The 24,717-nt window shown below is 56.5% G+C and carries 16 protein-coding genes; 13 read left to right on the forward strand and 3 right to left on the reverse strand.

Annotation, left to right across the window (positions count from 1 at the left end; genetic code table 11):
• Positions 1-71 precede the first annotated feature (71 nt).
• From KJ970_08425 to KJ970_08440, 4 genes are all read left to right on the forward strand, one after another.
• Positions 72-1,661 carry a sodium-dependent transporter gene (locus KJ970_08425; protein MBU2690940.1) on the forward strand — a complete coding sequence of 530 codons (1,590 nt, stop codon included), beginning with the start codon at positions 72-74 and terminating at the stop codon, positions 1,659-1,661.
• Positions 1,658-2,086: a hypothetical protein gene (locus KJ970_08430; protein ID MBU2690941.1), complete on the forward strand. Its 429-nt coding sequence runs from the start codon at positions 1,658-1,660 to the stop codon at positions 2,084-2,086. The genes KJ970_08425 and KJ970_08430 overlap by 4 nt, the downstream gene beginning before the upstream one ends.
• Positions 2,087-2,308: 222 nt before the next feature.
• Positions 2,309-4,360, forward strand: a complete 2,052-nt coding sequence (locus KJ970_08435) for a hypothetical protein (GenBank protein ID MBU2690942.1) — start codon at positions 2,309-2,311, stop codon at positions 4,358-4,360.
• Entirely contained in the window at positions 4,357-5,580 is a 1,224-nt protein-coding gene (locus KJ970_08440) for a hypothetical protein (protein MBU2690943.1), read from the forward strand. The genes KJ970_08435 and KJ970_08440 overlap by 4 nt, the downstream gene beginning before the upstream one ends.
• A 44-nt stretch (positions 5,581-5,624) precedes the next feature.
• Here the strand turns inward: KJ970_08440 and KJ970_08445 are convergent, their stop codons facing one another.
• Complete coding sequence (locus KJ970_08445; GenBank protein ID MBU2690944.1) at positions 5,625-6,467, reverse strand: WYL domain-containing protein; 843 nt, start codon at positions 6,465-6,467, stop codon at positions 5,625-5,627.
• A gap of 64 nt (positions 6,468-6,531) precedes the next feature.
• On the opposite strand from KJ970_08445, the gene KJ970_08450 reads away from it, so the two are divergent.
• Together KJ970_08450 and KJ970_08455 are read left to right on the forward strand one after the other, a co-directional pair.
• The gene (locus tag KJ970_08450; protein MBU2690945.1) at positions 6,532-7,524 is read left to right on the forward strand and encodes a 50S ribosome-binding GTPase; all 993 of its coding nucleotides are present in this window, start codon (positions 6,532-6,534) and stop codon (positions 7,522-7,524) included.
• Positions 7,525-7,546: 22 nt separating this feature from the next.
• Positions 7,547-8,410: a deoxyribonuclease IV gene (locus KJ970_08455; protein ID MBU2690946.1), complete on the forward strand. Its 864-nt coding sequence runs from the start codon at positions 7,547-7,549 to the stop codon at positions 8,408-8,410.
• A gap of 12 nt (positions 8,411-8,422) precedes the next feature.
• Here the strand turns inward: KJ970_08455 and KJ970_08460 are convergent, their stop codons facing one another.
• Entirely contained in the window at positions 8,423-10,207 is a 1,785-nt protein-coding gene (locus tag KJ970_08460; GenBank protein ID MBU2690947.1) for a chloride channel protein, read from the reverse strand.
• A gap of 188 nt (positions 10,208-10,395) precedes the next feature.
• On the opposite strand from KJ970_08460, the gene KJ970_08465 reads away from it, so the two are divergent.
• The 4 genes from KJ970_08465 (at position 10,396) to KJ970_08480 (ending at position 17,331) form a co-directional block, all read left to right on the forward strand.
• Positions 10,396-11,595: a cation:proton antiporter gene (locus KJ970_08465; GenBank protein MBU2690948.1), complete on the forward strand. Its 1,200-nt coding sequence runs from the start codon at positions 10,396-10,398 to the stop codon at positions 11,593-11,595.
• Positions 11,592-13,778, forward strand: a complete 2,187-nt coding sequence (locus KJ970_08470; GenBank protein ID MBU2690949.1) for a tetratricopeptide repeat protein — start codon at positions 11,592-11,594, stop codon at positions 13,776-13,778. Before KJ970_08465 ends, KJ970_08470 begins: the two co-directional genes overlap by 4 nt.
• A gap of 146 nt (positions 13,779-13,924) precedes the next feature.
• The gene (gene metG, locus KJ970_08475; protein ID MBU2690950.1) at positions 13,925-15,589 is read left to right on the forward strand and encodes a methionine--tRNA ligase; all 1,665 of its coding nucleotides are present in this window, start codon (positions 13,925-13,927) and stop codon (positions 15,587-15,589) included.
• 32 nt (positions 15,590-15,621) lie between these two features.
• Positions 15,622-17,331 (forward strand): T9SS type A sorting domain-containing protein, encoded by a 1,710-nt coding sequence (locus KJ970_08480; GenBank protein MBU2690951.1) that lies wholly within the window; start codon positions 15,622-15,624, stop codon positions 17,329-17,331.
• A gap of 111 nt (positions 17,332-17,442) precedes the next feature.
• On the opposite strand, the gene KJ970_08485 is transcribed toward KJ970_08480, so the two are convergent.
• A complete protein-coding gene (locus KJ970_08485; protein MBU2690952.1) occupies positions 17,443-18,846 on the reverse strand; it encodes a hypothetical protein in 1,404 nt (467 codons plus the stop codon).
• Positions 18,847-19,659: 813 nt separating this feature from the next.
• On the opposite strand from KJ970_08485, the gene KJ970_08490 reads away from it, so the two are divergent.
• From KJ970_08490 to KJ970_08500, 3 genes are all read left to right on the forward strand, one after another.
• Entirely contained in the window at positions 19,660-21,237 is a 1,578-nt protein-coding gene (locus tag KJ970_08490) for a T9SS type A sorting domain-containing protein (GenBank protein MBU2690953.1), read from the forward strand.
• Positions 21,238-21,728: 491 nt separating this feature from the next.
• Positions 21,729-23,453, forward strand: coding sequence for a T9SS type A sorting domain-containing protein (locus tag KJ970_08495; GenBank protein ID MBU2690954.1), 1,725 nt, complete (start codon positions 21,729-21,731; stop codon positions 23,451-23,453).
• Between the two features lie 295 nt (positions 23,454-23,748).
• The gene (locus KJ970_08500) at positions 23,749-24,708 is read left to right on the forward strand and encodes an L-threonine 3-dehydrogenase (GenBank protein ID MBU2690955.1); all 960 of its coding nucleotides are present in this window, start codon (positions 23,749-23,751) and stop codon (positions 24,706-24,708) included.
• Positions 24,709-24,717: the final 9 nt, after the last annotated feature.

Consider the following 24,717-nt stretch of genomic DNA (forward strand, 5'->3'; position numbering starts at 1 on the left):
TCCATAATACCGGCACTTGCGTCAATTGAGATGACGCATCCGCTATGATGGGAAGGGGGGACGGTTCCGTTATGGAGAACACCCGCGGTCAGTGGAAATCCCAGCTCGGTTTCATTCTCGCCGCCTCGGGATCAGCCATCGGTCTTGGCAATATCGTTTTCTTCAGTGCGAATGCCTACAAGTTTGGGGGAGGCGCCTTTTACCTCCCCTATTTCTTTGCGCTGCTTATCATCGGAATTCCGGTCATGATCCTCGAGTTCGGCCTGGGGCACCATACCGGGCGATCTTTTCCCGTCGCGCTGCGTCAGACATTGGGGCGGAAGGGCGAGTTCCTGGGATGGTTCGGCATCATTAACGCCAGCTTTATTACAATGTACTATATTACCATCCTTGCCTGGGTGGTGGGCATGTTTGTCGGCTCCTTCGGCAGTCTATGGCACAGCAGTGTCGCTGTGCCCCCTTTTGGGCTGGCGCTCGGGGATCTCCCCAATCCGTACGCCTTCTTCTTTCGCATGCTGTCCAATTGGAGCGCTGTCATCTTTGTTATCATTGTGTGGTTCCTAAATGTTTGGATTGTCCGCCGCGGGGCCACGACGATTGAGAGCGCGGTGAAAATCTTTGTGCCGCTCATGTGGCTTTTCATGATCTTTCTTATCATTCGCGGCATCACCCTCCCCAACGGGATTCACGGGCTTTATCTGCTCTTTACGCCGAACCTGGAGGTGATGAAAAATATAGATGTCTGGCAGGGCGCTTTCAGCCAGATCTTTTTTACGCTTTCCCTCGGGTTCGGGATCATGACGGCGTATGCCTCATACCTTCCAAAGAAATCGGATCAGACAAACAATGCATTGATCACATCGTTTCTGAATTGCGGATTTGAATACATCGCAGGGATCGCGATCTTCACGATCCTCTTCGCGACAACAATGATTCCCAAGGCGTCGACCATCAGTATGATGTTTTTCATCGTCCCCAGCGGTATCAGCAAACTTCCGGGCGGCGATATGTCGGTGATACTCTTCGGCATCATGTTTTTCGTGCTGCTGCTGTTTGCGGGGCTCTCCTCGAGTATTTCCCTCGTTGAGGCTTTCATCTCCGCAATGGTCGACAAATTCCAGACGAGCCGAAAGAGATTTCTTATCGCTGCTTTTGTGTTCGGCGGGCTGGGAAGCATCGCATTCGCTCTTCCGCAGGTCATCAATAGAGGCTTGGAGGATGATGGAACGCTTGGATTCACACTTCTCGATCTCATCGATCATTGGGCTTTTTCGCACGGCCTGCTGATCGTCGGCCTCATCGAATGCCTCCTCATTGGATGGATCTACGGCGTGAAGAAAATCCGTCAAACGATCAATATGAATTCCCGATACACCCTTGGATCGGGTTTTGATTTTCTAATCAAGTTTATCATTCCCGCTCTTATTCTCTTTGTGCTCGTGGCCTCCGTCGTCAATGAGATTCGGGAGGGGCTCTATGGATCAGCCTTCCGCGCCAACTTCACAAAGCCCTGGGGTTGGCTGCAGATCCTCCCGCACCTGGCTCTTTTTGCATGGATTACAATTAGTGTGGGCGGGGCCGCGGTGCTGACTCTTATGCGGGGTTATAAGAACGAAGAATCCTCGGGTGAGTTGAAAGATTATCCGGGAGGGGAATCATGATGCGTTCCTTCATTACTCTTGCCGCCGCCGCTGTCCTCCTCGGCGTTCTCCCGCTGAAGGCCTTGGAGCTTGCCGTAAATCCTGAAGTTCCCGCGGAAGGCGAACCGGCAAGCATCACCGTGACATGGAACGAGGCGCCGGTCGCGGGCGCCACTGTCAAAGCCCTCTATCGCCCGAATAGCGAAGTCTCGGTGGAGAATGAATTGGGGACGACGGATAGTTTCGGCCGCATCGCCTGGCAGCCCCGGGATGCCGGTCTGGTTTCGCTGACGGCGGCCGGCGCCGGTGAAACGGTCCATCGGGATGTTTCGGTTCGCTTCTCCGGTGTTCCCTGGCGCGGTCTGATGGTCCTTCTTCTGGCCGGGCTCATTCTCTTCGGCGGAAACGCAATGTTTATTATAAAAACTCTTCAGGCCAAGGAGTAGCCGGGGGCCGGGAAGTCACCGGCCGGTTTCAATCGCCATGGGTCATATCCCCCGGAATGCGTGCGGCTTCCGGGGTTTCATTATACCTTGATCTTTATCTATTAATCGTCGATCCGGAATCGAGGAAACCCGGACTGGGGACGATAATTAATTTGTACCCATCCTGATATTCGACTTGAACACGTAGCGCCGCCCGGAACCGCTTGCAACAGGAGATGACCTTTGAATCGAATCCTGAAGATCTCCTGCGCCCTGCTGCCGGGTCTGCTTGCCGCCGGGTGTTCGTTTGAGGAGCCTCAAGCACCGTCATTCGAAACGAATATCTATATCCCTCTGGGCACAGAGAGAGCGACGGGGCTGGATCTTCTTGAAGAAGAGAATATCAGTGGGGATTCCACCGGTGTCGAGCCGCTGCAATTTTCAATGAAAGGCGGCCTGGATCGTTTTGAAGCGGCGGCGCTGCTCGACCTGACGCTCAGTCCGGCTCATTTCTCATCGACCATCAGCGATATCGGCATTGAACCGCCAGAAGAAATCCGGATCGATTACACGCTTGGGGACCTCTCCGGTCTTTCGCTGCCTCCCGGCGGGACGCATCTCATCGTTGAGCCCTTTACCTTTTCGCCCGTCCGTACCGAGCTTTCCGATCAAGAGACTTTTGAGTGGATACGGCTTGCGCAGGGAAGGATCGATATACAGATCACGAATGATTTAGCCGTTCCGGTCGGCGGGGGTTCCGGCGATCCGGTCTCGTTGAGCCTCTCTCTCTGGAATCGCGATGTTGAAGAGAAGGCCTTCGAAGTTTCCCTTGTGGGCGGCTTGGCCCCGGCGCAAACAGCCACCTGGTCGGTTGATCTATCCGGCATTGATCTTCGGGATCGTTTGGATATTGAATTCGGCGGCGGCAGCTCCGGCAGCGGGGGAGATCCGGTCTGGGTTGAAGCGGCGCAATCGCTCGGGATCAGCCTCTTGTTTCACGACCTGGAGCCCGACTCGGTTATTGCCGCTGTCGGTCCTCAATATGCCGCCGTTACGGGTGGAGTCGCCCTGCCGGGCGATATCCGGATCGATGAAGGTGAAATTCAAGAAGGTTTGATTCATCTGCAGGTTCAGAATGAACTGCCCCTTCAGGCCTATGCCGATTTAACATTCCCTGAGCTTTGGAATGAGCGGGGAGACAATATCACGCAACGGATCGCATTGCCCTCGTCGCAATCGGGGCCGGATGGCCCGGCCGAAGTGACGATTGATCTGGCGGGTGCGATATGGGGCAGCGCCTCCGGTGCGGTCGGTGATACGCTCCATTATCAATTGGATATCGAGACAATGGGGAGTTACGGAGTGTCCGCCTCGCTCGGCCGCCGGCAGGCGGTCGTTGCCGAGATTGATCAAACCACAGTGTCATTTCGGTGGATACGGGGTTCCGCCGACAACCGCGAGATCGAGATAGAGTCATCGGAGACAGAGATCGACCCGCCTGAGGGGATTGCGGAACTCGATTTTCTGAAGGCCGATCTCATGATTGATATCTTGAGTAGCGTCGGTTTGACCGCCGCCACCCATCTTGTTCTCGAAGCATTGGATCTATCAGGCGCGACACTCGCGATCCTTCCCCTGGAGATGACGGTGCTTCCAGGAAACCTTTCGAATCCGGGCCGGAGCACACTCGTTCTCAATGAGACCAACTCCGATGTGCTTGAAATCATCCGCAGCCGTCCCGATCGCCTTCGGGTCGGCGGCTCGTTGTTGGTCGGGCAACCGGGCGAATCCGCGACGATTTCACGCGAAGATTGGGTGGAAGGGTCATATACCCTTGTCGCTCCCCTGCGGGTCATCGTGGGACAAGTCCGGCACACGGCAGACCCTTACAGTATTACATTATCGGATGAGGAGCAGGATCGGATTCTACAGGATCTCCCGGCAGCCGTCATTGAAGGCACCGTGGAAAACCATCTTCCGGTGGGCATCACGGCCCGTTTTATTTTTGCCGATCAGGAAGAGGCTTTGGAAATTCAACCCGGGCTCGAACTCGAATCGATCGAAGTTGACTCGGGGCAATTTGACAGCAGTACGGGGCGGGTTATTGAAGCGGTTATCTCTTCATTCCGGATTGAACTGGATCAAAATGATATCGCTTTCTTCGCCAAGGATGAGGTTTGGGGTCTTATCGAGGTTGTCTTGAAAGGAGACGGTCTGACACCGGTGGAGTTCACCGCCACTGATTATGTTGAAGTGAAGGGGATCCTCAGCATGCGGATGAGGGTGGAATCATGAGCCGGCGCCTTTTCCTTTGTTGCCTTTTAATGGTCATGCCTGCTTCCGTTTTTGCGCAAGGGAAGGCGGTGGGGATGGCCGGCGCTTATAGCCTGGCCGCCCGCGGCGCCGAAGCGCCCTCCTGGAATCCGGCGACACTGGCCTGGTCGAGTCAGTTGCACATTCAAATCGCCTCTATCCGCCTTCTGGCGACGAATAACAGCTTCAGTTACAGCGACTACAAACGCTGGAACGGCAAGACCTGGGATGACCAAGACAAAGCGAAAATCCTCGCCTCGATCCCCGGACCGAATTTCGAAATTCAAGCTGATACAAAAGTCATGATTCCCGGCCTCGCCTGGGGTTCCTGGGCCGTCACCGCCGAGACGCATGGCGGCGGCAAGGCGGGCGTTCCGAAAGAATTCGCGAGATTGGTCTTTTTCGGCAACACCCCGGAAGAGGCCTTTGATTTGGATGGCGCCGGGGGCGAAGGGTTGGCCTATTCGGAATACCGGATCAGCCACGCGCGTCCCATCGGAAGTTATAAAACCTGGGATCTCGTCGCGGGGGGATCGTTCAAGTATTTGCAGGGCTGGGCCTATGCCGAGGTGACGGAAGCCTCCGGTGAGCTGGTCACAACAATCGATGCCCTGAAGGGTCATGGCATTGTCGAGGAACTCACATCCCTCGGCGGCTCCGGCTTCGCTTTTGATTTCGGTGTGGCCGCCAAACGTGACGACGGCTGGCAAGCCGGTCTCGCGCTGCGCAACCTCTTTGGATCGATCAAGTGGACTAAAGAGACAAAGTGGTATCGCCAGACGGTCGATGCCGACAGCGTCACCCTCAATGATTTCGAGGATGATTCCGACGCCGTCGTCGATACATCGGAGGATGGCCCGGCTCCGGATTTCAGCCGGTCGCTGGCGCCATCGCTGACATTGGGGATTGCGCGGCCCACCGCCTGGGCCTATCTGGAGATGAATATCGAGCAGGGTCTGCAGAAGGGTCCGATGACCACCACCACACCGCGCCTTTCGCTCGGCCTCGCCCGTTCTCTCTGGTGGCGTTTTCAGGGGCGGATGGGTCTTGCGTTCGGCGGCATTGACGGGCCGGTCCTGGCCTTTGGTTCGGGTCTGAATCTCTGGGGCATTGAATTGGAAGGCGCCTATTACTCGACTGGAACGTTAAACCCCTTTTCCGGCAAGGGCGCCGGGGTGGGCTTTTCTATCGGGTATCGTTAATATTGTTAAACCACTTTCTCTTTTCAGGAGAATCCTCCTGCTCCTCACACCTCGTCGGCATCCCCTTGATGATGCGACCGGATCCACTTTAACATTTGGAGCAGATGCCGTCTTGCCCAGGCTGGGGAGATAATTTCGACACGGCGCCCCCATTGCAGCGTCCACAGGAGAACTTCATCCGGTTCCGATGTTGTGATGACGAGGTCCAATCCGCCGTCCATTCTGTTTTGCAGCTCAACTCCCTGTGGCCAGTCCATCGAATTGATCTTTTGTGAAAGGTCGGGAAGGAAGCGCAATCTTAATGTTGTCGGCCCATCCGGCGCCACGGCCGGCGCCTCGCTTGTTGCCTCGCCCGTTGTTTCGGCCTGTGTCTCGCCCCGTCTCTCTGTCCGGTTCTCAGCCGATGCGTCAGGGAGGGGCGCTCGGGGAACGCCCCTGCGGCGAACCTTATCGCCGCCTTTGCGCGTCGTCATTGGTGTGACGGCGGGCTGCGAGAGCGAGGCGACAAGATCCTTCATCTTAAGCGCGATAGGATCGGGCAGAACATGCCCCAGCTTCAAAAAAATCTGCTGCAGCAAGCCTTCATAGGGTGTCTCCCGATACGTGTCGAGGGTCCAATCTCCCGCCAAGACAGCGAGCAGATCTCCCTCGGTAATCTTGACCTCCAGCGGTGGGATATATTTCATATCGGTATATTCATAGCCATGGCGGGAGGCGTTCCAGCGGATCGGACCACCCTGCTCGCGCAGATACTCGATATCCCTTTGAATCGTCCGGATCGAAACATTCAAATCCCTGGCCAGCGAGGGGGCGCTCGGGTAGGTGTGGGATCGGACGGCCCGATCCAAACGCAGCAGACGCACCAGTGGAATTCGGCGTTTATCCATCCTATACCTCCCTGCCAAACCTCCCCCTTGACACTCTTCCGACACAGTTTCACTCTTATTGTCTATGCCAGCCAATCTTACGCCAGAATATATCCGCTTGGACGGTTTACTGAAAGAGGCGAAGACGCCCGAGGAAAAGCTGCCGATTCTCCGAGAGATGCTGCGCGTCATCCCTAAACACAAGGGAACAGACAAGATGCAGGCGGATCTCAAGCGCCGCATCTCGAAATTTCAGGAAGCCGCGGACCAGAGAGGGAAGGCCGGAGGACGGGTTGATCCCTTTCATGTGCCCACCGAAGGGGTGGGGCAGGTCGTGCTGGCCGGCCCTCCCAACAGCGGGAAATCCTCTATCCTCGATATTCTAACGAGCGCCAAGCCGGCGATCGCCGATTTTCCCTTCACCACGGTCCTGCCCCAGCCGGGAATGGTTCCTTTTGAGGATATCCAAATCCAACTGGTTGATGCACCGCCGCTGGCGAGGGAATCGCTTCCTCCGGGGATCTTTAATCTCTACCGCACCGCCGATCTCATCGTCATCGCTGTTGATCTGACGGATGACGATCCCGTGGCGCAGGCGCGGGAGATTATCAATCTTTTGGATGAGCGGCTGATCACACTGGTCGATCACCGCCAAGAAACGCTGGATCCGAGCCGCGACGCACGGGTGCACCGCCGGGCGATGATCTTCGGGTGCAAGGCGGATGAGCCGGGTACGGATGAAAAAGCCAAGGCGCTGGCTGAATCGATGCAGCCGATTGAGGTGATTAAGTTTTCCTGTCTCGATGATGACGTCGTCGAAACAATTCCCGGCAAGTTTTACAAAGCGCTGAGGATGATCCGGATTCATACGAAAAAACCGGGTTATAAATTCATAAAATCCGCGCCCTATATTCTTCCCGCCGGATCCACCATCATGGATGCGGCGAAGGAGATTCACAAAGACTTCGCCGAGCAACTAAAAGAAGCCCGCGTGTGGGGTTCAGCCAAACATGACGGGCAGGCCGTCATGCGGGATCACATTCTGGCCGACAAGGATATCGTGGAGTTTCATGTCTAAAGCCCTACCGGCCGCCAAATCTTTGCCGCCGCTCGGCGCCCACATGTCGATCGCCGGCGGATTGTCAAATGCCATAGCGGATGGCGCGCGATACCGGTGTGATGCGATTCAGATCTTCACCAAGAGCAGCAATCAATGGGCCGCGAAACCCTTGACCCCCGAGGAGGTGGAACGGTTCCTGGAGGCCTCGGCCAAGCTCCGCAGGAAATTGGGGCGCCTCGAACTGGCCGCGCATGATTCGTACCTCATCAATCTCGCCTCTCCGGAACCGCCCCTGCTCAAGCGGTCCCGCGCAGCCTTCCTGGTCGAAGTGGAGCGTTGCGAAACGCTGGATATTCCCCGTCTTGTCTTTCACCCCGGCGCGCACAGGGGGATGGGGGAGGAACATGGGATTCGCAACATCGTGCAGAGCCTCGATGAAGTGCTCGCGAGGGCGCCCGGCGGCCGGACAACGATTCTTTTAGAGACAACGGCGGGGATGGGGTCGAGTATCGGATGGCGCTTTGAGCACCTCGCCCGGATTATAGAAAATGTAAAAGAGAACCACCGCCTCGGCGTCTGTTTCGACACCTGCCATGTGCTGTCCGCCGGCTACGATTATCGTGATGAAGAAGGGTACGCGAAGGTCATGGGGGAATTCGACCGCCTGATCGGCATCGAGCGCCTGCGGCTCTTTCATCTCAACGATTCAAAGCAAGAGTTCAACAGCCATCTCGATCGCCATGAGCATATCGGCAAGGGATTCGTCGGCAGCAAAGCCTTTGCAAGAATTCTCAGAGACCCCCGGTTTCGCGACATACCGATGGTGCTGGAGACACCGAAAGATGATGAGATGGACCGGAGGAACTTGGCTCTTTTGCGGCGGCTCGGCCGGGCCGCTCGATGACCGCCGGAAGGGCTAACTGCCCCGTTCTTCGCTGAGCAGGGCCCGATTGTAGGCGCTGATCACTTCCGACCGCCGGACCATACCCACCAGACGGCCGTCGTGATCCGGATCAACGACCGGAATCTCCGCCATATCCCACTTGCCGAATTTCTTCATGGCATCGTTGAGATTTTCACCGGGTGTGATCGTCACCGGATCCACCGTCGCGACATCCTGCGCGATGATGAGCAGTCGTGTGTGCTCACCCCAGCTTTCGCGGAGAACCTCCCGCAGATCGGTAAGAGAGATGACTCCGGTGAGCCGTTCGCTCTTGTCGACCACGGGATAGACGGAGCCGCGCGCCTGCGTCACCCTGTCCAGAACCTCGGTCAGCGGCATGGTCGAGGGGATCAACGCACGCGGCGGTTCCATGACTTCATGAACTTTAACAGAGGTTAGGACATTCACCTCCCGCCCCTGACGGATGTTGATACCGCGGCGCGAAAGTTTAAGTGTATAAATCGACTCCTTAAAGATCCGGCTCGAAATGAAAGTGCTGATCGCCGCGGCGATCATGAGGGGCAGGATGATGCGGTAGTCGTTTGTCATCTCAAAGATGATGAGGATCGCGGTGATGGGGGCGTGTGTCGCGCCCGCCACCAAGGTCGCCATCCCAACGAGGGCATAGGCGCCCGGATGCGCCGTCACCGCCGGCCAGAGGGTGTGGGCGCCGACGCCGAAGGCGCCGCCGACCATCGCTCCGATGAAGAGCGACGGTGCGAAAACCCCGCCCGAGTTTCCTGATCCTAATGTTAAAGAGGTTGCCAGGATTTTCATAAAGGGAAGGAGCAGAAGCAGTGTCCAGGGAAGCCGGCCCATCAGGGCGTCGGAGATGCCGTGGTATCCATCCGCCAAAATCTGCGGAAAGGCGATCGCGAGAAGACCTAATCCGAGAGCGCCGAGGGCCGGACGGAAATAGAACGGGATTTTCTTCAATCCGTCGAAGAAGTCTTCAACCAGGTAAAGCACGCGGGTGTAAAAGACCGACATCGCTCCGCCCACGACACCGAGCAGAATATAAAGCGGGATCTCATAGGCGCTGACGAGTTCATACGGTGGAACTTGGAAGGCCGACTTACCGGCCATGAAGAATCCGGTGGTGACCGATGCAAGGACGGAAGAGAGAACCACCGGTGTCAGGCTCTCGATGGCGAAGTCGCCCAAAATGATCTCGACGCTGAACATCACCCCGGCGATGGGGGCGTTGAAGACCGCCGAAATGCCGCCCGCGGCTCCGCAGGCGACCAGAACCCGCATCCGCCGGTTGCTCATCTTTGAAAATTGTCCGACGGCGCTGCCGATGGCCGATCCGATTTGTACAATCGGCCCTTCCCGTCCCGCCGAACCGCCGCTTCCGATGCAGAGCGCCGAGGCGATAATCTTGGCGACAGCCACACGCCGGCGGATTCTGCCGCCCTCCAGGGCGACCGCCGCCATGACCTCGGGCACCCCGTGGCCCTTGGCCTCGCTCGAGAAGAAATGAATGATCGGCCCGACGACGAGCGCCGCCAGAACGAGGCCGATGGTGGGGGGCAGCCATCCAATCGATCCGGAGAGGGCCTGTGAGATCGGGGTGAGAATCGCCTCGACCTCTGTGATCATCAATCGGAAGAGAACGGCCCCCAAGCCGGTTGCGATCCCGATGACGAGACTCAGGATCAGAATCAGGGTGTTGGGGGAGAGGACCGGTCGCCGAAGGAATCCCACGATTCCTGTCGGGAGGGTGAGTTTTAGTTTATCGGTTTGATGAAAATCCATTATTTTTCGTCACTTTGGGTTAGATTGAGCCGGTCAGACTGAAACCTAGTCCCGCAGGATGCCGTGCGTCAAGGTGCTCCCGCCTTGGATTGATTGAAGAATTGATATTTCCTTCCTTCCATTTCATGAGAAACTTCTGAACGGGTCGATTCACACGCCACGACCATTTGAATGGGGGAGACATAGGGATGGGACACATCCCGGGGTCCAGTATCGGATTCAACCAGCTGCTCTATATCGGTCTCGTGATCCTGATGGGAACGATCGGCGGGAAGCTTGCCCGCAAGATCCATGTGCCCCAGGTTACGGGATATCTCCTCATGGGACTTGTGATCGGACCATCCGGCCTCAATATCCTTACGCGGGATGGTCTCGCCGGCGTCCGTTTGGTCAATGATATCGCCCTCGGCCTCATTCTCTTTGCCATCGGCGGTGTCGTTCATCTCAGCAAGTTCAGGCTGATCGGCCGGAAGCTGCTCTTTCTCACCTTGGCCGAGAGCGCCGGCGCCTTCCTGCTGGTCTCCATCGCGACCCTGATTCTCGGCGGATCCCTGCCCCTCGCCATATTGCTGGGCGTCATCGCGGTGGCGACGGCCCCCGCCGCAACCCTGCTCGTCATTCGGGAATATAACAGCCGGGGCCCGGTCACCGATTACCTTCTCGCGATCGTCGCCTTGAACAATCTGATCTGCATTATTCTTTTCAGCCTGGCCTTCGCCGGTGTTCATATTTCCCAGGGAATGCCGCTGCTGCCCGCTCTGCTGAATCCGGTCAAGGAGATCGTCGGCGCCGTCGTTATCGGCGGATTGGTGGGCGCCGGGCTCTCCTACTGGGAAAACCATATCGACGATCTCCCTGAAATGCTGATGGCGATCATCGGCGGTGTGCTCGTCTCGACCGGAGCGGCCATCACCATCGGGATCTCGCCCCTTCTACCGGCGATGATTGCCGGCGCGGTGACCGCGAATTTTTCCCAAATGCACCGGCTGGTCTATATTGAGCTCCGCCAGGCCGAACAACCTTTCTATATCGCCTTCTTTGTCTTATCGGGCGCAGCCTTGCACATTGAGTATTTGCCCCAACTCGGCCTGCTGGGTGTCGCCTACCTGATTTTCAGAGTTGTCGGTAAATACCTTGGGATCTATCTCGCCGCAAAGCCGCTGGGAGCGCCCCAGCAAGTACGATCATGCGTCGGATTGGCGTTGGTTCCACAGGCCGGTGTCGCGATAGGATTGGCGCGGGCGACGGTCCAGGCCTATCCTGAATTCGGAATGGTCGTTCAACAGATTATTCTCGCGACGGTCATTATATATGAGAGTATCGGACCTCTTATGACCCGCTGGGCCATCTTCCATGCGGGCGAAGTGCAAAAAGAGGTGAAGAGTTGAGCCCGTCCCGCAAAAGACAACCGGCCGGCGCGCCGAAGCCCGGCAAACCCAGGGCCTCGTCATCGGGTTCATCCGGCGAACCGGGCGGGAGTGAGAACTCTTCGTCCGAGAGGTTTGTCCTTTACGGTTGTACAATTTTAATCCTGCTCCCCTGGATTGCCCGATTCCTTCCTCATAACCTTGTCTGGGGTGTCCACCATCTTTCCTTTGCTCCGCTCTGGTTTCAATCCCTCTGGACCGCCGCGGCCCTTCTATTGCTCTGGTTCTTTTCACGATCCCGCTCAATCCCCTCTATCGAAGAACGCGCCGGGGTTTTTCTCGCGGAGCATGGGCTCGCTCCCGGTCTTCTCATCATCGCGGGCACGCTGATTTTCTGGTTCTTCCGGGTCAGAACCTATTTCTTGGGTGACGGATATCTTATCGGCGAATTGGTGGATCGCGGCGTTCCCTTCCGGACCTACGATTTTCTGGATTACTATCTTCACGGCGCCCTGTGGCGTCTGATTGGAATGAGCAAGCCGGTCAGCGCTTTTACAATCTATGCCATGACGAGTGTTGTGGCGGGGATCTGTTATCTTTTGGCGGCGCGCTGGGTCAGTGTGAAACTGGTCCGCGGCGGCACCGGGCGGATTCTTCTCTTTGCCCTGCTGGTTTTTGCCGGGCCGCTGGAAATGTTCTTCGGATATGTGGAGTCCTACTCCTTTCAGACGGTCTTCATCCTGCTCTATCTCGGCGCCGCCATTTTGAGCTTGCGCGGTGCGTTGCCGGCATGGAGAGCCGGGTTGCTCTTCGGCCTCGCGGTGACCTTTCATACAACGACCATTTTTCTCCTGCCGACGCTGCTCCTGCTCGCCCTGACGCCGGACAAAGGCGAAAGGAGGGGGGCGCGTTTGTTAAAGGTTCTGGGGCCGCCCGCAGCCGTGGTCCTTGCCGGAATCGCTATTCTACTCCTCTCGGGATATGAGCGGTTTCACTTTGAATTTGATGTTCTCAACAGCGATAACACCAAATCGCTGCTCGTTCCATTGAGCGGTCCCTACGGCCTTTTCTCGATGTATCATCTCAAGGATTTGATGAACCTTGCGCTGCTCCTCACGCCGGTCCCTTGCCTCTTAATACTTTCGATCCTTTTCAGAAAGCCGCGGCTCCTTTGGATGGGGCCTGAGCGGCGGTTTCTCGCGGTCGGAGGGGTCACCATCCTGCTGCTTATCTTTCTGATTGACAGCAAATTGGGCGGCGCCCGGGATTGGGATCTCTTTGCGGCGCAGGCCTCCCTCTTCACGCTGCTCGCCTTTCTTGCCTGGGGATCATGGCTGCGGGAGCGAGGCGCGACGCTCAACAGAAAAGCGTCCCTCCTGATCGTAACGGCGATCTTTGTCGCGGCGCCCTGGTACTGGGTTCATGCCGAGGCGGACCGGTCAATCGAGCATTTCAGATCCGTCCTTGCTGATTTTCCTTCTTTTCCCAAAGCGTATGCCCATGAAGAGATCGCCAAATACTTCCGCAATAAAGAAGACATGCAGGAGTCGATTCGGGAATATCGCACCTGTGTCGAAACGTATCCCGGAAATCCCCGTTTCCGGGTGCTGCTGGCCGGAGCGCTGACGGCGGAGGGGTTGTATGAGGAGGCAGCCCGGGAGTGCGAGATCGCCCTTGAACAGCGTCCGGACTATGCCGTCGCCCTGCGGATGATGGTCAATATCTTTCAGTTCCAGAAGCGGTACGCCGACGTCCTGCCGGTCATGAAACGCCTGACCGACATAGAGGGAAGGGATCCGAGTCTCTGGCTGAGTTATGGCGTCTCCGCCCGCAAGGCGGGTGATCTGGAAACGGCGGAACGGGCCCTGCGGCGGGGCCTGGAGCTGCAAAATGATCCAAAGACCGAACTGGAACTCGCCGTTGTTCTAGGGTTGGCTCACAAGTGGGAGCCGTCGATCTCTATCTTAAGACGGCTGATGACCATTCCGGAGATGACCGATCGGGTGAAACTCGGGCTTGGCTCGACACTTCTGGTTCAATCACAACTCGATGCGACGCTGACGCCCGCCGCCCAAGTGGGACTCCTCACCGAGGCGTATGACCTCTTAAACTCGTATGTCGCTAGTAATCCACAAGATGTGACCGCCAGGGGGACACTCGAGCAGGTGGTGAAGCTGATGGAGGGAAGCCCCTCGTTTCCTTGAAAATCGCCGGTGAATCAATCGAAGAAGAGGAGTGTCCCCTTTGGAATACCGGCCGGGGATGCGCACTCTCGCCACTGGAACGTTTATCGCCGAGGTGCTAATCTTTTACGACAATGGCTTTTGACAAACTCAAGAGGAAAGAAGGCATGACGGATCTCGAAAAAGGCCGCCACATCCTTGTTTGTGTGGCCTGGCCCTATGCCAATGCGGCCCTGCACCTCGGTCATATGGCCGGATGTTACTTGCCGGCCGATATCTTCGCCCGCTACCACAGGCTGGTCGGGAGCGACATGATCATGGTGTCGGGCAGCGACATGCATGGGACGCCGATCGCGCTTGCCGCTGAGGCTGAGGGCGTGGCGCCGGCCGTCATTGCCGAGAGAAACCACGGCATCAATACGAAAGCTTTGCTGGATCTGGATATTAAATTTGATCTTTTTACCAGCACGGCGACCGAAAATCACCGTCAAGTTGTACAAGAACTTTTTCTCAATTTGTACAACAAGGGATATGTGATACCGAAAACGCAGAAAAATCCCTATTGCGTTTCTTGCTCCCGGTTCCTCGCGGATCGTTTTGTGGAAGGGGAATGCCCCCACTGCGGTGACAGTGGGGCCCGGGGGGATCAATGCGACCATTGCGGCAAGACGCTCGATCCGCAGGAACTCATTAATCCGCGCTGCAAGCAATCCGGCGATACTCCCGAGTTCCGTGAGACGGAGCATCTCTTCCTTCGCTTGAGCGCCTTTGAAAAAGAGCTCCTGGAGTGGATCGAACCCAAGTCGCATTGGCGTCCCAATGTCATCAACTTCACGCGGAATTGGCTTAAGGAGGGACTCAACGACCGGGCGATCACCCGCGATCTTGAGTACGGCATTCCCATTCCTCTTGATGGATTTGAGGGAAAGAGGATTTATGTCTGGTTCGAGGCGGTGATTGGGTATCTTTCTGCATCGAAAGAATGGGCGCAGCGTTCCGGCGATCCGGACGCTTGGAAACGGTGGTGGCAGAATCCCGAGGCCCGCTCCTTCTATTTTTTGGGGAAGGACAATATCCCTTTCCACACGATAATTTGGCCAAGCATGCTGATGGCCCACGGCGGCCTGAATCTGCCCTATGATGTTCCGGCGAATGAGTACCTTCAGCTGGGCGGCGCAAAGTTCTCTAAATCATCCGGGTTGGGTGTTTGGGTCTCGGATGTGGCGGATAAATTCCAGTCTGATTCGATTCGCTACTATCTCACGAATAATATGCCGGAGACCCGCGATTCCTCGTGGGAGTGGAAGGAGTTCATTGAGCGCGTGAACAATGAGTTGGTGGGGATTTTCGGCAATCTCTGCCACCGTTCGCTCACCTTCACGCGCAAACGTTTCGGTACTATTCCACCGCTGGGTGATTTGGATGGCGACGATCTTGAAATGCTCGGCCGTATCGAAGCGACCGGCCGGGAAATATCCGCCGAGCTGGAAACGTGCAACTTCCGCCGCGCCCTGCGGGCGCTGATGAATTTGGCGCAGTCAGGCAACCAGTACTTTGACAAAAAAGCCCCATGGGCTTTGGTTAAGACCGATAAAGACGCCTGCGGCTCGGCGCTGCATGTCTGTCTGAAGTTGTTGCAGGCCCTGGCCGTCTACTGCGCGCCTTTTACGCCGAAGGCGTCGGAGCGGCTCTGGGGCTATCTCGGGAATACCGGACCGCTCTCCTGGGAGGGGGCATTGCAGCGGCTGGAAACCGGCCGCGAGCTGGCGGAACCGGCGATTCTCTTTGAAAAGGTCGAATTGGAGGGGGAGCAAGAGGATTCGACTAAATAAGCATTGTGTCATCAACTGGGGAGGGATGCATCATGAGTGTGAAAGTCTCATTTGCCATTATTGTTTTTGCTATCCTTTGCGTCATTTCGGCGGCACCTGTGCGCGCTGTCGATTACCTCATCACCGGTTTCGACGATAAATATTTGGGTGCCCCGATAGGCACCGGCGGCCCCGAGGTGGGCGAGCCGGTCTCGGTGAGTACGAGTATCACGGCGACCGTTCAAGTGAGTCCGATGCCGACGCCGAGTCTCAGGATCCAGGACATTGATGATTATTATGCGGGCTGGGCTCGCTTCGAATTTCTCGGGGATGTCGAAATCGGCTCAGGGATCGTTGTCATGACAGCCGATTTTTGGTTTCCGGCCTACGAACAGTTTTATATGAATGTCCGTGAGAATGGGACATCGGCGCACATATTCACGAATCTCGCTTTCGGCGAGGATGGGAATGTCCGGTGCAGCGATGCGAACAGCAACAATGGTATCATAGGGACCTATGATACGGGCCGGCATTTCCCCGTCGTCATTTTCTACAATATGGACGCCGGCATTTATTCTATTTGGCTTGACGGCATCCTGGCTATTGGCGCTGAGGATCACGGCGTCACGGGATCCGGCGTCGGCGCCGTCCTGATCGGCTGCAGCAACGATGCCGATTATGACGGCATTTTTTATCTGGACGACCTCTATGTCGGTGATTGGCTGCCGCCGGAGATCTATCTGAGAGCGAACTTCAACAACAAAGCCAACAACACATACATAGGTTTCGGCGGCCCCGAGTTCGGCGAGCCGGTTGGTATCACCCCATTCTTTGATTCGGGTATTGTACGTTATAGCCCGATGCCGACGCCGAGCTTGGAACTCGAGGACAAGGACCCATCCGCCGCCCGCAGTATCCAGTTCGAGTTTTTCGATGATGCCGAGATTGACACAGGTCTCCTATTCCTTGCCGCGCATTTCTGGTTTGAAAGCCTCGATAATTATTTTATATATATTCGCGAGAATGGGGGGGCGTCACAGACTTTCACGAATATCTCGTTTGGCGATGACGGGATGATTCAATGCTATGACGTCGGCGGGGTTGCCGCTAATTTCGGGCCCTATGAGCCGGGCAGGGTCTATCCGCTGTTGCTGGCCTATGATATGGATGCGGGTACCTATGACGTTTTCTTTGACGACGAGTTGATTGTTGAGGACGAACCGCATAATATCACCGGCTACGGCATTGGAGGTATGTATTTCGGAATCGGTCATGATCCCGATACGACCGGGGTCTTCTATGTCGACAATATCTATGCCGGCGCGGCCCCTCCGCCGGATATGGCGGCCTGCTGCGAGAACCTGAATTGTATCCGGTTGCTACCCATGGATTGTGTCTTTAGAGGCGGCGAAGCCCATCCGGAATGGCCGACCTGTGTTCCCAACTACTGCAATCCGGCGGGGATCGGCGACGTTGTTTTGGAATCCGGCACGCGTCTCATGCCGGCGATTCCCAATCCCTTCACCGGCTCAACATTGTTAAACTATCGCCTTGAGCGGCCGGGCCGGGTGCAAATCGATATATATGACGCCGCGGGGCGTTTCATCCGGAGCTTGCTCAATATTGAGGCTGCCCAGGGCGCCGGTTCGGTGGAATGGGACGGCCGCACTCATAGCGGAAGGCCCGCGGGCTCGGGTGTCTACTTCGGCCGTATGCGCACAGGGGGGGAGACGGTTTCGCAGCGGATGATTATTTTGGAATAGCTGCGTGGTGGGAGAGGAGACGACAGCGCTCCGTTTATCTCGCGCGGGACGTAACCCCTAATATTATAGATAGATACAAGGGATAAACTCGCGGCGCCCATTTTTCACATACTACAAGGTATTTGTAGTACAAAGGCCTTGTACCGCAGCTTGCCATTCTCTGGGGGCGTCGCCGGGTCGGAAAGACCTTTCTTCTCTCCCCGTACTCCGCGACACCCCATCTGCTAAAAGTAAGCGAATGTTGAAGACGTTGTGGAACGATCCGGCGCTCTTGCTCAAGGTGCCATTGACATGTACATTTCCGTCGAAATAGCCGGCGTAATTTGTCGCGCCGTTGCTGGCCGTGCCGTAGACGCCGTAATTGCCCCCCATGCCGGCGGCGTCGCCGTAAACACCATAGTTCAAGCCGTCACCGCTGGTGACCCGCCCACGGACACCGTAGACATAGCCGTACAATCCGGCCGCCTCACCGTCGACGGCGAAGTAACTAAGGGTGTTGGCCGCATTGGCTTCGACATACCCGTAGACGCCTGTGTAGCCGCCTTCGAAGCTTCCGCCGTAAGCCCCTGTGCTGAGGCCCTTGATGGCGGTCGTGGCTCCGACCAATGTGTTCGAGATTTCGAAGGCCGAACCGTTATAGGAGGTCGATCCCGAGTAGGGCAATTCGAACTCGGTGCCGGTCGGCGCCGGCTCCCAATGGGCGAAGCCGTTGAGGTCCGACGTGAGCACATAGCCGTCCTGGGCGTCGGTCGGGATCTGCATAAAGTTGGTCACCAGTGTCGCGCCGACATAGGCGGCGCCTGGTGTATAGACGCCCCACGGCTGGGTATTGCCGCCGCGATAACCGAGTGCGCCCCAGGTGCTGCCGTCCGCGGTAGAACCAAGCACACCCGCGGTCCATGGGCTGTCAAGCGTTGCATAGCCGGCGACGCCGAAGGTGTAGGTATCGCCGTAAGTGTTTAATCCGAGGACGGCGTTATTGTTCTCCCCGTGCGCGAACCCGATCCCGGGATTGGAGGTGATGCGATGGCGGACGCCGTAGACGCCGGCCCGATCCATGGCGGTGTTGTCCGAGGCTTCGAGTTGTGCATAGAGGGCCGTCTCGTTCCCCTGCACATTCAACTTCGCCTCCGATTCGGAGCGGTCCCCTTTCTCTTCTTCACCCTCCGATTTTGCCGGAGGTGTTGTGCCGACGGCCACCTGGCCGTCGATAGGGTAGATGTCGTCGCCGTCGATGACCCAATCTTCATCTTCGGCGGTGTCGGCATTGAGAGCGCGGATGGCATAGGGGACAGCCGTCAACTGAACCCGCGGCTCCATGACCAGATCCCCGCCGACCTGCAGCTCCAGCCAATAAGTTTCGTCGAAGGGCAGGCCGATTGAGTTGACCTCTCCCAGAATGACGTCGAAGAGACCATCCGCGGTCGTTACCGTCTGGGTCTCCTGCCAGAGATAGGATCCGCCCGTGGCCACATCGTAAAGTTTGAAACGGATCAGATAATCGTCATCCGGCACCGGATTGCCGGAATTGTCGGTTAAACGCCTTGATAGCTGAAAGTCGCCGGCACTTGAGCTCCCACAACGGAAGCCAAGAGCACGACAATGACATCAAAATGATACTCAGTCTCATAATCCCCCTCCCTCATCGACAGTCCCCGCTGCGCCGGCGGCCTATACGTGCAGCGCCTTGGAACCCTGCTCGGGGTCGTTCGAACGACCCGGTTTTCATCTCCTGGTGCGGCGCCGGTTGGATGCCCGCGCCCGGCCCTTTGGATGGCCCGGGAATTCCCCGGGGGGCCTTTAAGGGTACAGACGAGGAAAGAATCAAAAGCGAACAGGAAAGTTGACCGCGTGTGCCTTCTATTAATTTCGTTCGTATTGTAGGGCTGGCGATGATGGATTCCCTACATAGCTACAATCAATGCTCTCTTTCCTTCTACGCACCATATTCTCCGTTCCAACGGTGACCTTCCGGGATTGGAGAAGGATTGTCCTGTTCTGAGGCTGGTGGAGGCTCCCGAAAACGGGAGAGTGAAATCAGAGCCGATGGTCGGCGGAATCCATCACCGGTATTTTCGACAGGCTGCTTAGGTTTGGGGCAGGCTGCAGGCAATCACCAAGTACACGGGAATTCGTCTGCCCTGGCTTGGCCAAGATGGCCTGATGTCGTTTCTTCTTTCACCTGTACTGCACATTTTGCTATCATAAAGCCGGTTTAGGCATAGGCCAAGCCGGAACCGAGCTACTGATCTGAGATTGGACGAGAGTCAGAGAAGGGAAAAGGGAGCCGCCATGAATTCCCAAAACATTATCCTGTTATTTGCTTTTGTGATTATCATCCATTTACGTCCCGCAGCAGCGACAACACTTCACGTTCCGGATGAATATTCGACGATTCAAGCCGCGGTGGTTGCAGCTTCGGCGACGGGGGATGTAATTGAGGTCTCTGGCGGAACCTACGATGAAGCTGTCAGCATCTATGGAAAACAACTCGATATCGTGGGTGTGGATGGAATGCAGTCCACTACAGTGACCCGCATCATCTGGGGAAATCCGGCGGAGGATCCTTATTGCGGCGGATCATTGACTGGATTCAACATCGCGGCATCACTGGCAGCGGAGCAGTTAAAGCAGGAATTCCGTCTCAGGGCCAGCCAGGTCCAGAACTCCGTCTTGATATCGGCAGCTGGACCTTATGCCGGCGGGGATGAAAATTCTATACACGTCGAATCCTGTCATTTCCTCGGTGATGTAACTATTGACCAGTATAATTATTATGAAGCGGCTACTGTAGACAGTTGCACATTTGAAAACGCGAGTCTGCATGGCGGTAGTGAATTGGGATTTGACGTAAGCTCTTGTACATTTCATAATGGAGGGATCGTTGTCGCCGGTGAGGTAGTGAGTATAGAGGGTAACGTTGTCGTCGGAAGTGTGGGAATATACATTCATATCGACTCCCTCGGGGGCGTAATTGCCGGGAATGTAGTCGATGGTGGCGGTATCGAGGCGGTGGGTTGGGCGGATCTGTTTGTGAGCGACAACGTGGTTAAGGAATGTATAGTCGGTATTAATACGACCGATGCGACCTATTTCCCCGTTGTGAATAATAATGATGTTTCGCATTGTGATACAGGAATCACCTGTAGTGATGAATCCATAGTCACAAACAATCTCGTGTGGTCCTGCATCGATGGGATTATTCTCGATGGATGGTTTGTTGAGTTGCGCGGGAACACCGTGGTGGATTGTAGTGGTGATGGAGTCCGATGGAGCAGCTCTTCTGAAAGAATTACAGAGATCAGTTGCAATATTATCGTTGGCAACGGATCAGGCGTCACTGTCACAGCCGGAGCCGATATAGACCTTCTTTCATGCAACGATGTCTGGAATAATCTTGGGGGTAATTGGTTCGGTATCATCAACCCCACCGGCGTAGACGGCAATATATCTGTTGATCCTCTCTTCTGTGGGCCGCATCTAGCTGACTATACGTTAGGCGCTGCTTCTCCATGTTTGCCGGGAAATCATCCTGATGGCGCACCATGCGGACTCATCGGCAAGTTGGGACAGGGCTGCGATGACCCGGCTGATGTTCCGGAAGGGGATGCCGAGGGAATGCAGTCATGGATCAGGTTGAGCAAGTCCACTCCCAATCCCACAATGGGCTGTGTGAAGTACTCAGTTAATCTAAGGGATTCAGGTCCAGTACGAATAAATGTTTATGATGTGAATGGCCGAATCGTGGATACGCTCATCCAACATTGGCTCTCTGCGGGATCCCACGAATTTTCCTGGGATCCGCGCTCGAATAATGACCGCGAACTCAACTCTGGTGTCTACTATCTTCGAATGGAAGCCGGTCGGCAAAGGGCAACGCGCAAAATTGTTTTGATCAACAATTGAAATAATAACGCACGCGTTACACCCGGACCCCAGGCGAGCCCTCTTCGAGCTCGATTGGTAGAGACCTGTAAAATGAGGGGTGGACACGAACGAAAGGCATCTACGGCGAGTGCTTAAGCAGTAATTTTACTATTACCACGTCTCTCGAACGCATCCCGGATTGGAGAAGGATTGTCCTGTTCTGAGGCCGGTGGAGGCTCCCGAAAAGGGGAGTGTGAAATCAGAGCCGATGGCCGGCGGACTCCATCACCGGTATTTTCGACTCAGATGCTATTACTAGAAGGGATTGGATGGGATCCGCTTGAATGACACTTGGCTGAGGTCGTTGGGGTGATCCAGTGGCCAGGCGGCCGACGACTGAAGACTATCTCCTTATCGCTTCACTTGAACGGTAAGATCTGCTATTATATAGCCGGCTTAGCAAAGGACAATTCCCTGAGGGCCGTCTATTTTTTATTAATTGAACAAAGCAATTGAAAGCGAGGTCGGAAATGATCCGCAAACAAACTATTCTGTTTACCGTCGCCATCCTTATCCTAGGAGCCCTTCCCGCCCTCGCGGGCTGGTCCTCTGATCCGGCCGTCAACCTCGCGATCGCCGACGGAGCGGGCGATCAGGTCGTTCCGAAGGTCGCCGTTACGAGCGACGGCGGCTGCTATGTAAGCTGGTACGACGCCCCCGCCGGCTACAACGTCCGATTGCAGAAACTCGACGCGTCCGGCAATGAAGTTTGGTCGCATAACGGCATCCTGGTCAGCGCCCATCCGCAGAACACCTGGATCACCGACTGGGATCTGATCGCCGATTCCTCGGGGAATGCGGTGATCGTCTTCAACGACATCCGCGCCGGCGGCGACTGGGACATCTACGCCTACAAGGTCGCTCCCGACGGAACGATGCTCTGGGGCGCTGATGGCATCGCTATCTCCGACAACGCCGACTTCGAGGCCTCACCCAAGGTGACCGAGGCCAGCGACGGCGATTTTGTGATCGTCTGGCAGCGTGATCCCGATGCGGGCGACGGGCAAATCTACATGCAGCGGCTGGCTCCGGACGGAACGCTGCGCCTCACCGCCGGGGGCATCCCCGTGGCGGGAGAGACGGGCAAGACGCCGGGTTTCTGCGTGATCTGTCCCGGCGACGCCGGCTCGGTCATCGTTGGATGGATCCAAGACATGAGCACCTACTACAGCAATCGCTACTACCGCGCCGAGAAGTTCGACGCTTCGGGGGCCTCGCTCTGGGGTGCGCCGGTGGATGTCTACAACGAGACGGCCCTGCCGCTCGGCTATGTCCCGATCATTCAAAGCGACGGGGCCGGCGGCGCCGCGCTGTTGTGGCACAGCTATTTCAACGGCTATTACAATTCGCACCTTCAGCACCTGGACGCGGCGGGAAGCGAGGTCTTCCCCCACAACGGCCTGACGGTTTCGACCATGGCCGGCATGTATCATATCGATCCGACCCTCGCCCAGTGCGGCGGCGATTTTCTCGTCTTTTGGAGCGAGGAACCCACGACGCAGTCGATGTGGGGCGTCTACGGACAGCGCTTCGCGCCGGACGGCACCCGTCTTTGGGGCAACAGCGGTCACGTTTTCCTGCCCATGGACGGACTCGAGAAGAACTTCCACCGGGCCCTGTCGATGCCTGACGGCGCCGCGGTCTACTGGATCGAGGTCCCCGGGGGGTACGGCAGCGACATCATTCGGGGATTCCGCTCGGACATGGACGGCAACATGGTCTGGGCCGGAAGCGTCATCGATGTGGCGTCAACGCCGAGCGGCAAGGGGCGCCTGCCCGTGGCTCTCGGTCCCGCCGGCAAATCCTACCTGATCTGGGAGGACAGTCGCGCGGGCTCCATCGATGTCTACGGGCAGACAGTGAACATGGATGGCTCGTTAGGCATTACCAGTGGTGTGGTGGAGATCCCCAGCACGCGTCTGGCACTGGGACAGAACTTCCCCAATCCCTTCAACCCGAGGACGACGATCCGCTTTCAAATTGAGGCGGATTCTCCGGTCAACCTGGTCATCTATGATCTGGCGGGCCGCCGCGTTCGGGCCATGTACAATGGGGAACTTCTCAACGCCGGTGAGCACCTTGCGACCTGGAACGGCCGGGATGATGCCGGGGACTCCGTCGTCGGCGGCGTCTATTTCTATGCGCTTGAGACGGTATGGGGAAGCCAAACCCGGAAGATGATTCTGCTGAAATAGCGCGACGAGCGCCCGGCCGCCACGCCGGGCGCGTCTTTCATCGCTGTTAACGTTAAACGGCCGCGGCGGAATTCCTCGTCGCGGCCGCTCACAGTTCCAGCGTCCCGGATCCTCGATGGGACACCTTAAAAACATTTTAGTACCCAAAGTGATCTTTTCTTGGTAAAGAATTAGGTGGATAAGGGGTGGTGACGAGCCGCAGTGGATGAGTTCCTCGGTTGTCATAATCCGTTTGATTTATTTCTCTAAGTTATTATAATTCAATTTCTTCCACGGTTTGGGGAGGGCATGCTGGATGAAACGAATACTAGTGACGGGCTCCGTCGGGCAGATCGGATCCGAGCTGACCATGACGTTGCGCGAGATTTACGGGACCGACAACGTCATCGCGGGGGTCAACAGAACGCAGCCCGAGGGCGATTTGAAGGAATCGGGACCCTTTGAGACGGTGAACTGCGCCGAATTCAAGCAGGTTGATGAGGTCGTACGGAAGTACAAAGTTGATACGATCATCCACCTTGCCGCAATCCTATCGGCGGTCGCCGAGGCGAAGCCCAACCTCGCGTGGAGCGTCAACATCAACGGGCTCTACAACGTTCTCGAGGTCGCGCGCGAACACAAATGCGCGGTCTTCACGCCGAGTTCGATCGGCGCCTTCGGGCCGACGACGCCGCTGGACAACACGCCGCAGGATACGATCCAGCGACCCAATACGATGTACGGCGTCACAAAGGTCGCCGGTGAGCTGCTTTGCGATTATTACTACAAGCGATTCGGTGTCGATACCAGGGGTGTGCGCTACCCCGGTATCATATCGAATGTCACACTCCCGGGCGGCGGAACAACTGATTACGCCGTCGAGATCTTTTACGAGGCGATCAAGAATAAGAAGTATACCTGCTATATCAAGGCGGGCACCTTCCTTGACATGATGTACATGCCGGACGCGATCAAGGCGGCGATCGACCTCATGGAGGCGGACGCCGGCAGGCTGAAGCACCGCAACGCCTTCAACGTGACGGCTATGAGCTTCGATCCGGAGATCATTGCAAAAGAGATCAAAAAGCACATACCGGAATTTAAGTGGGACTACAAAGTGGATCCCGTACGCCAGGCGATCGCGGAGACATGGCCCAACAACATGAACGACTCCGCCGCGCGCGAGGAGTGGGGTTGGAAGCCCGAGTACGAGCTTCCCGAGATGGCGGCGGACATGATAGAGAAGCTTTCGGTGAAGCTTAAAAAAAAGAGTTAAGGAGGGATT

It is taken from the genome of Candidatus Eisenbacteria bacterium (genome assembly GCA_018831195.1).
Lineage (GTDB): Bacteria > Eisenbacteria > RBG-16-71-46 > CAIMUX01 > JAHJDP01 > JAHJDP01.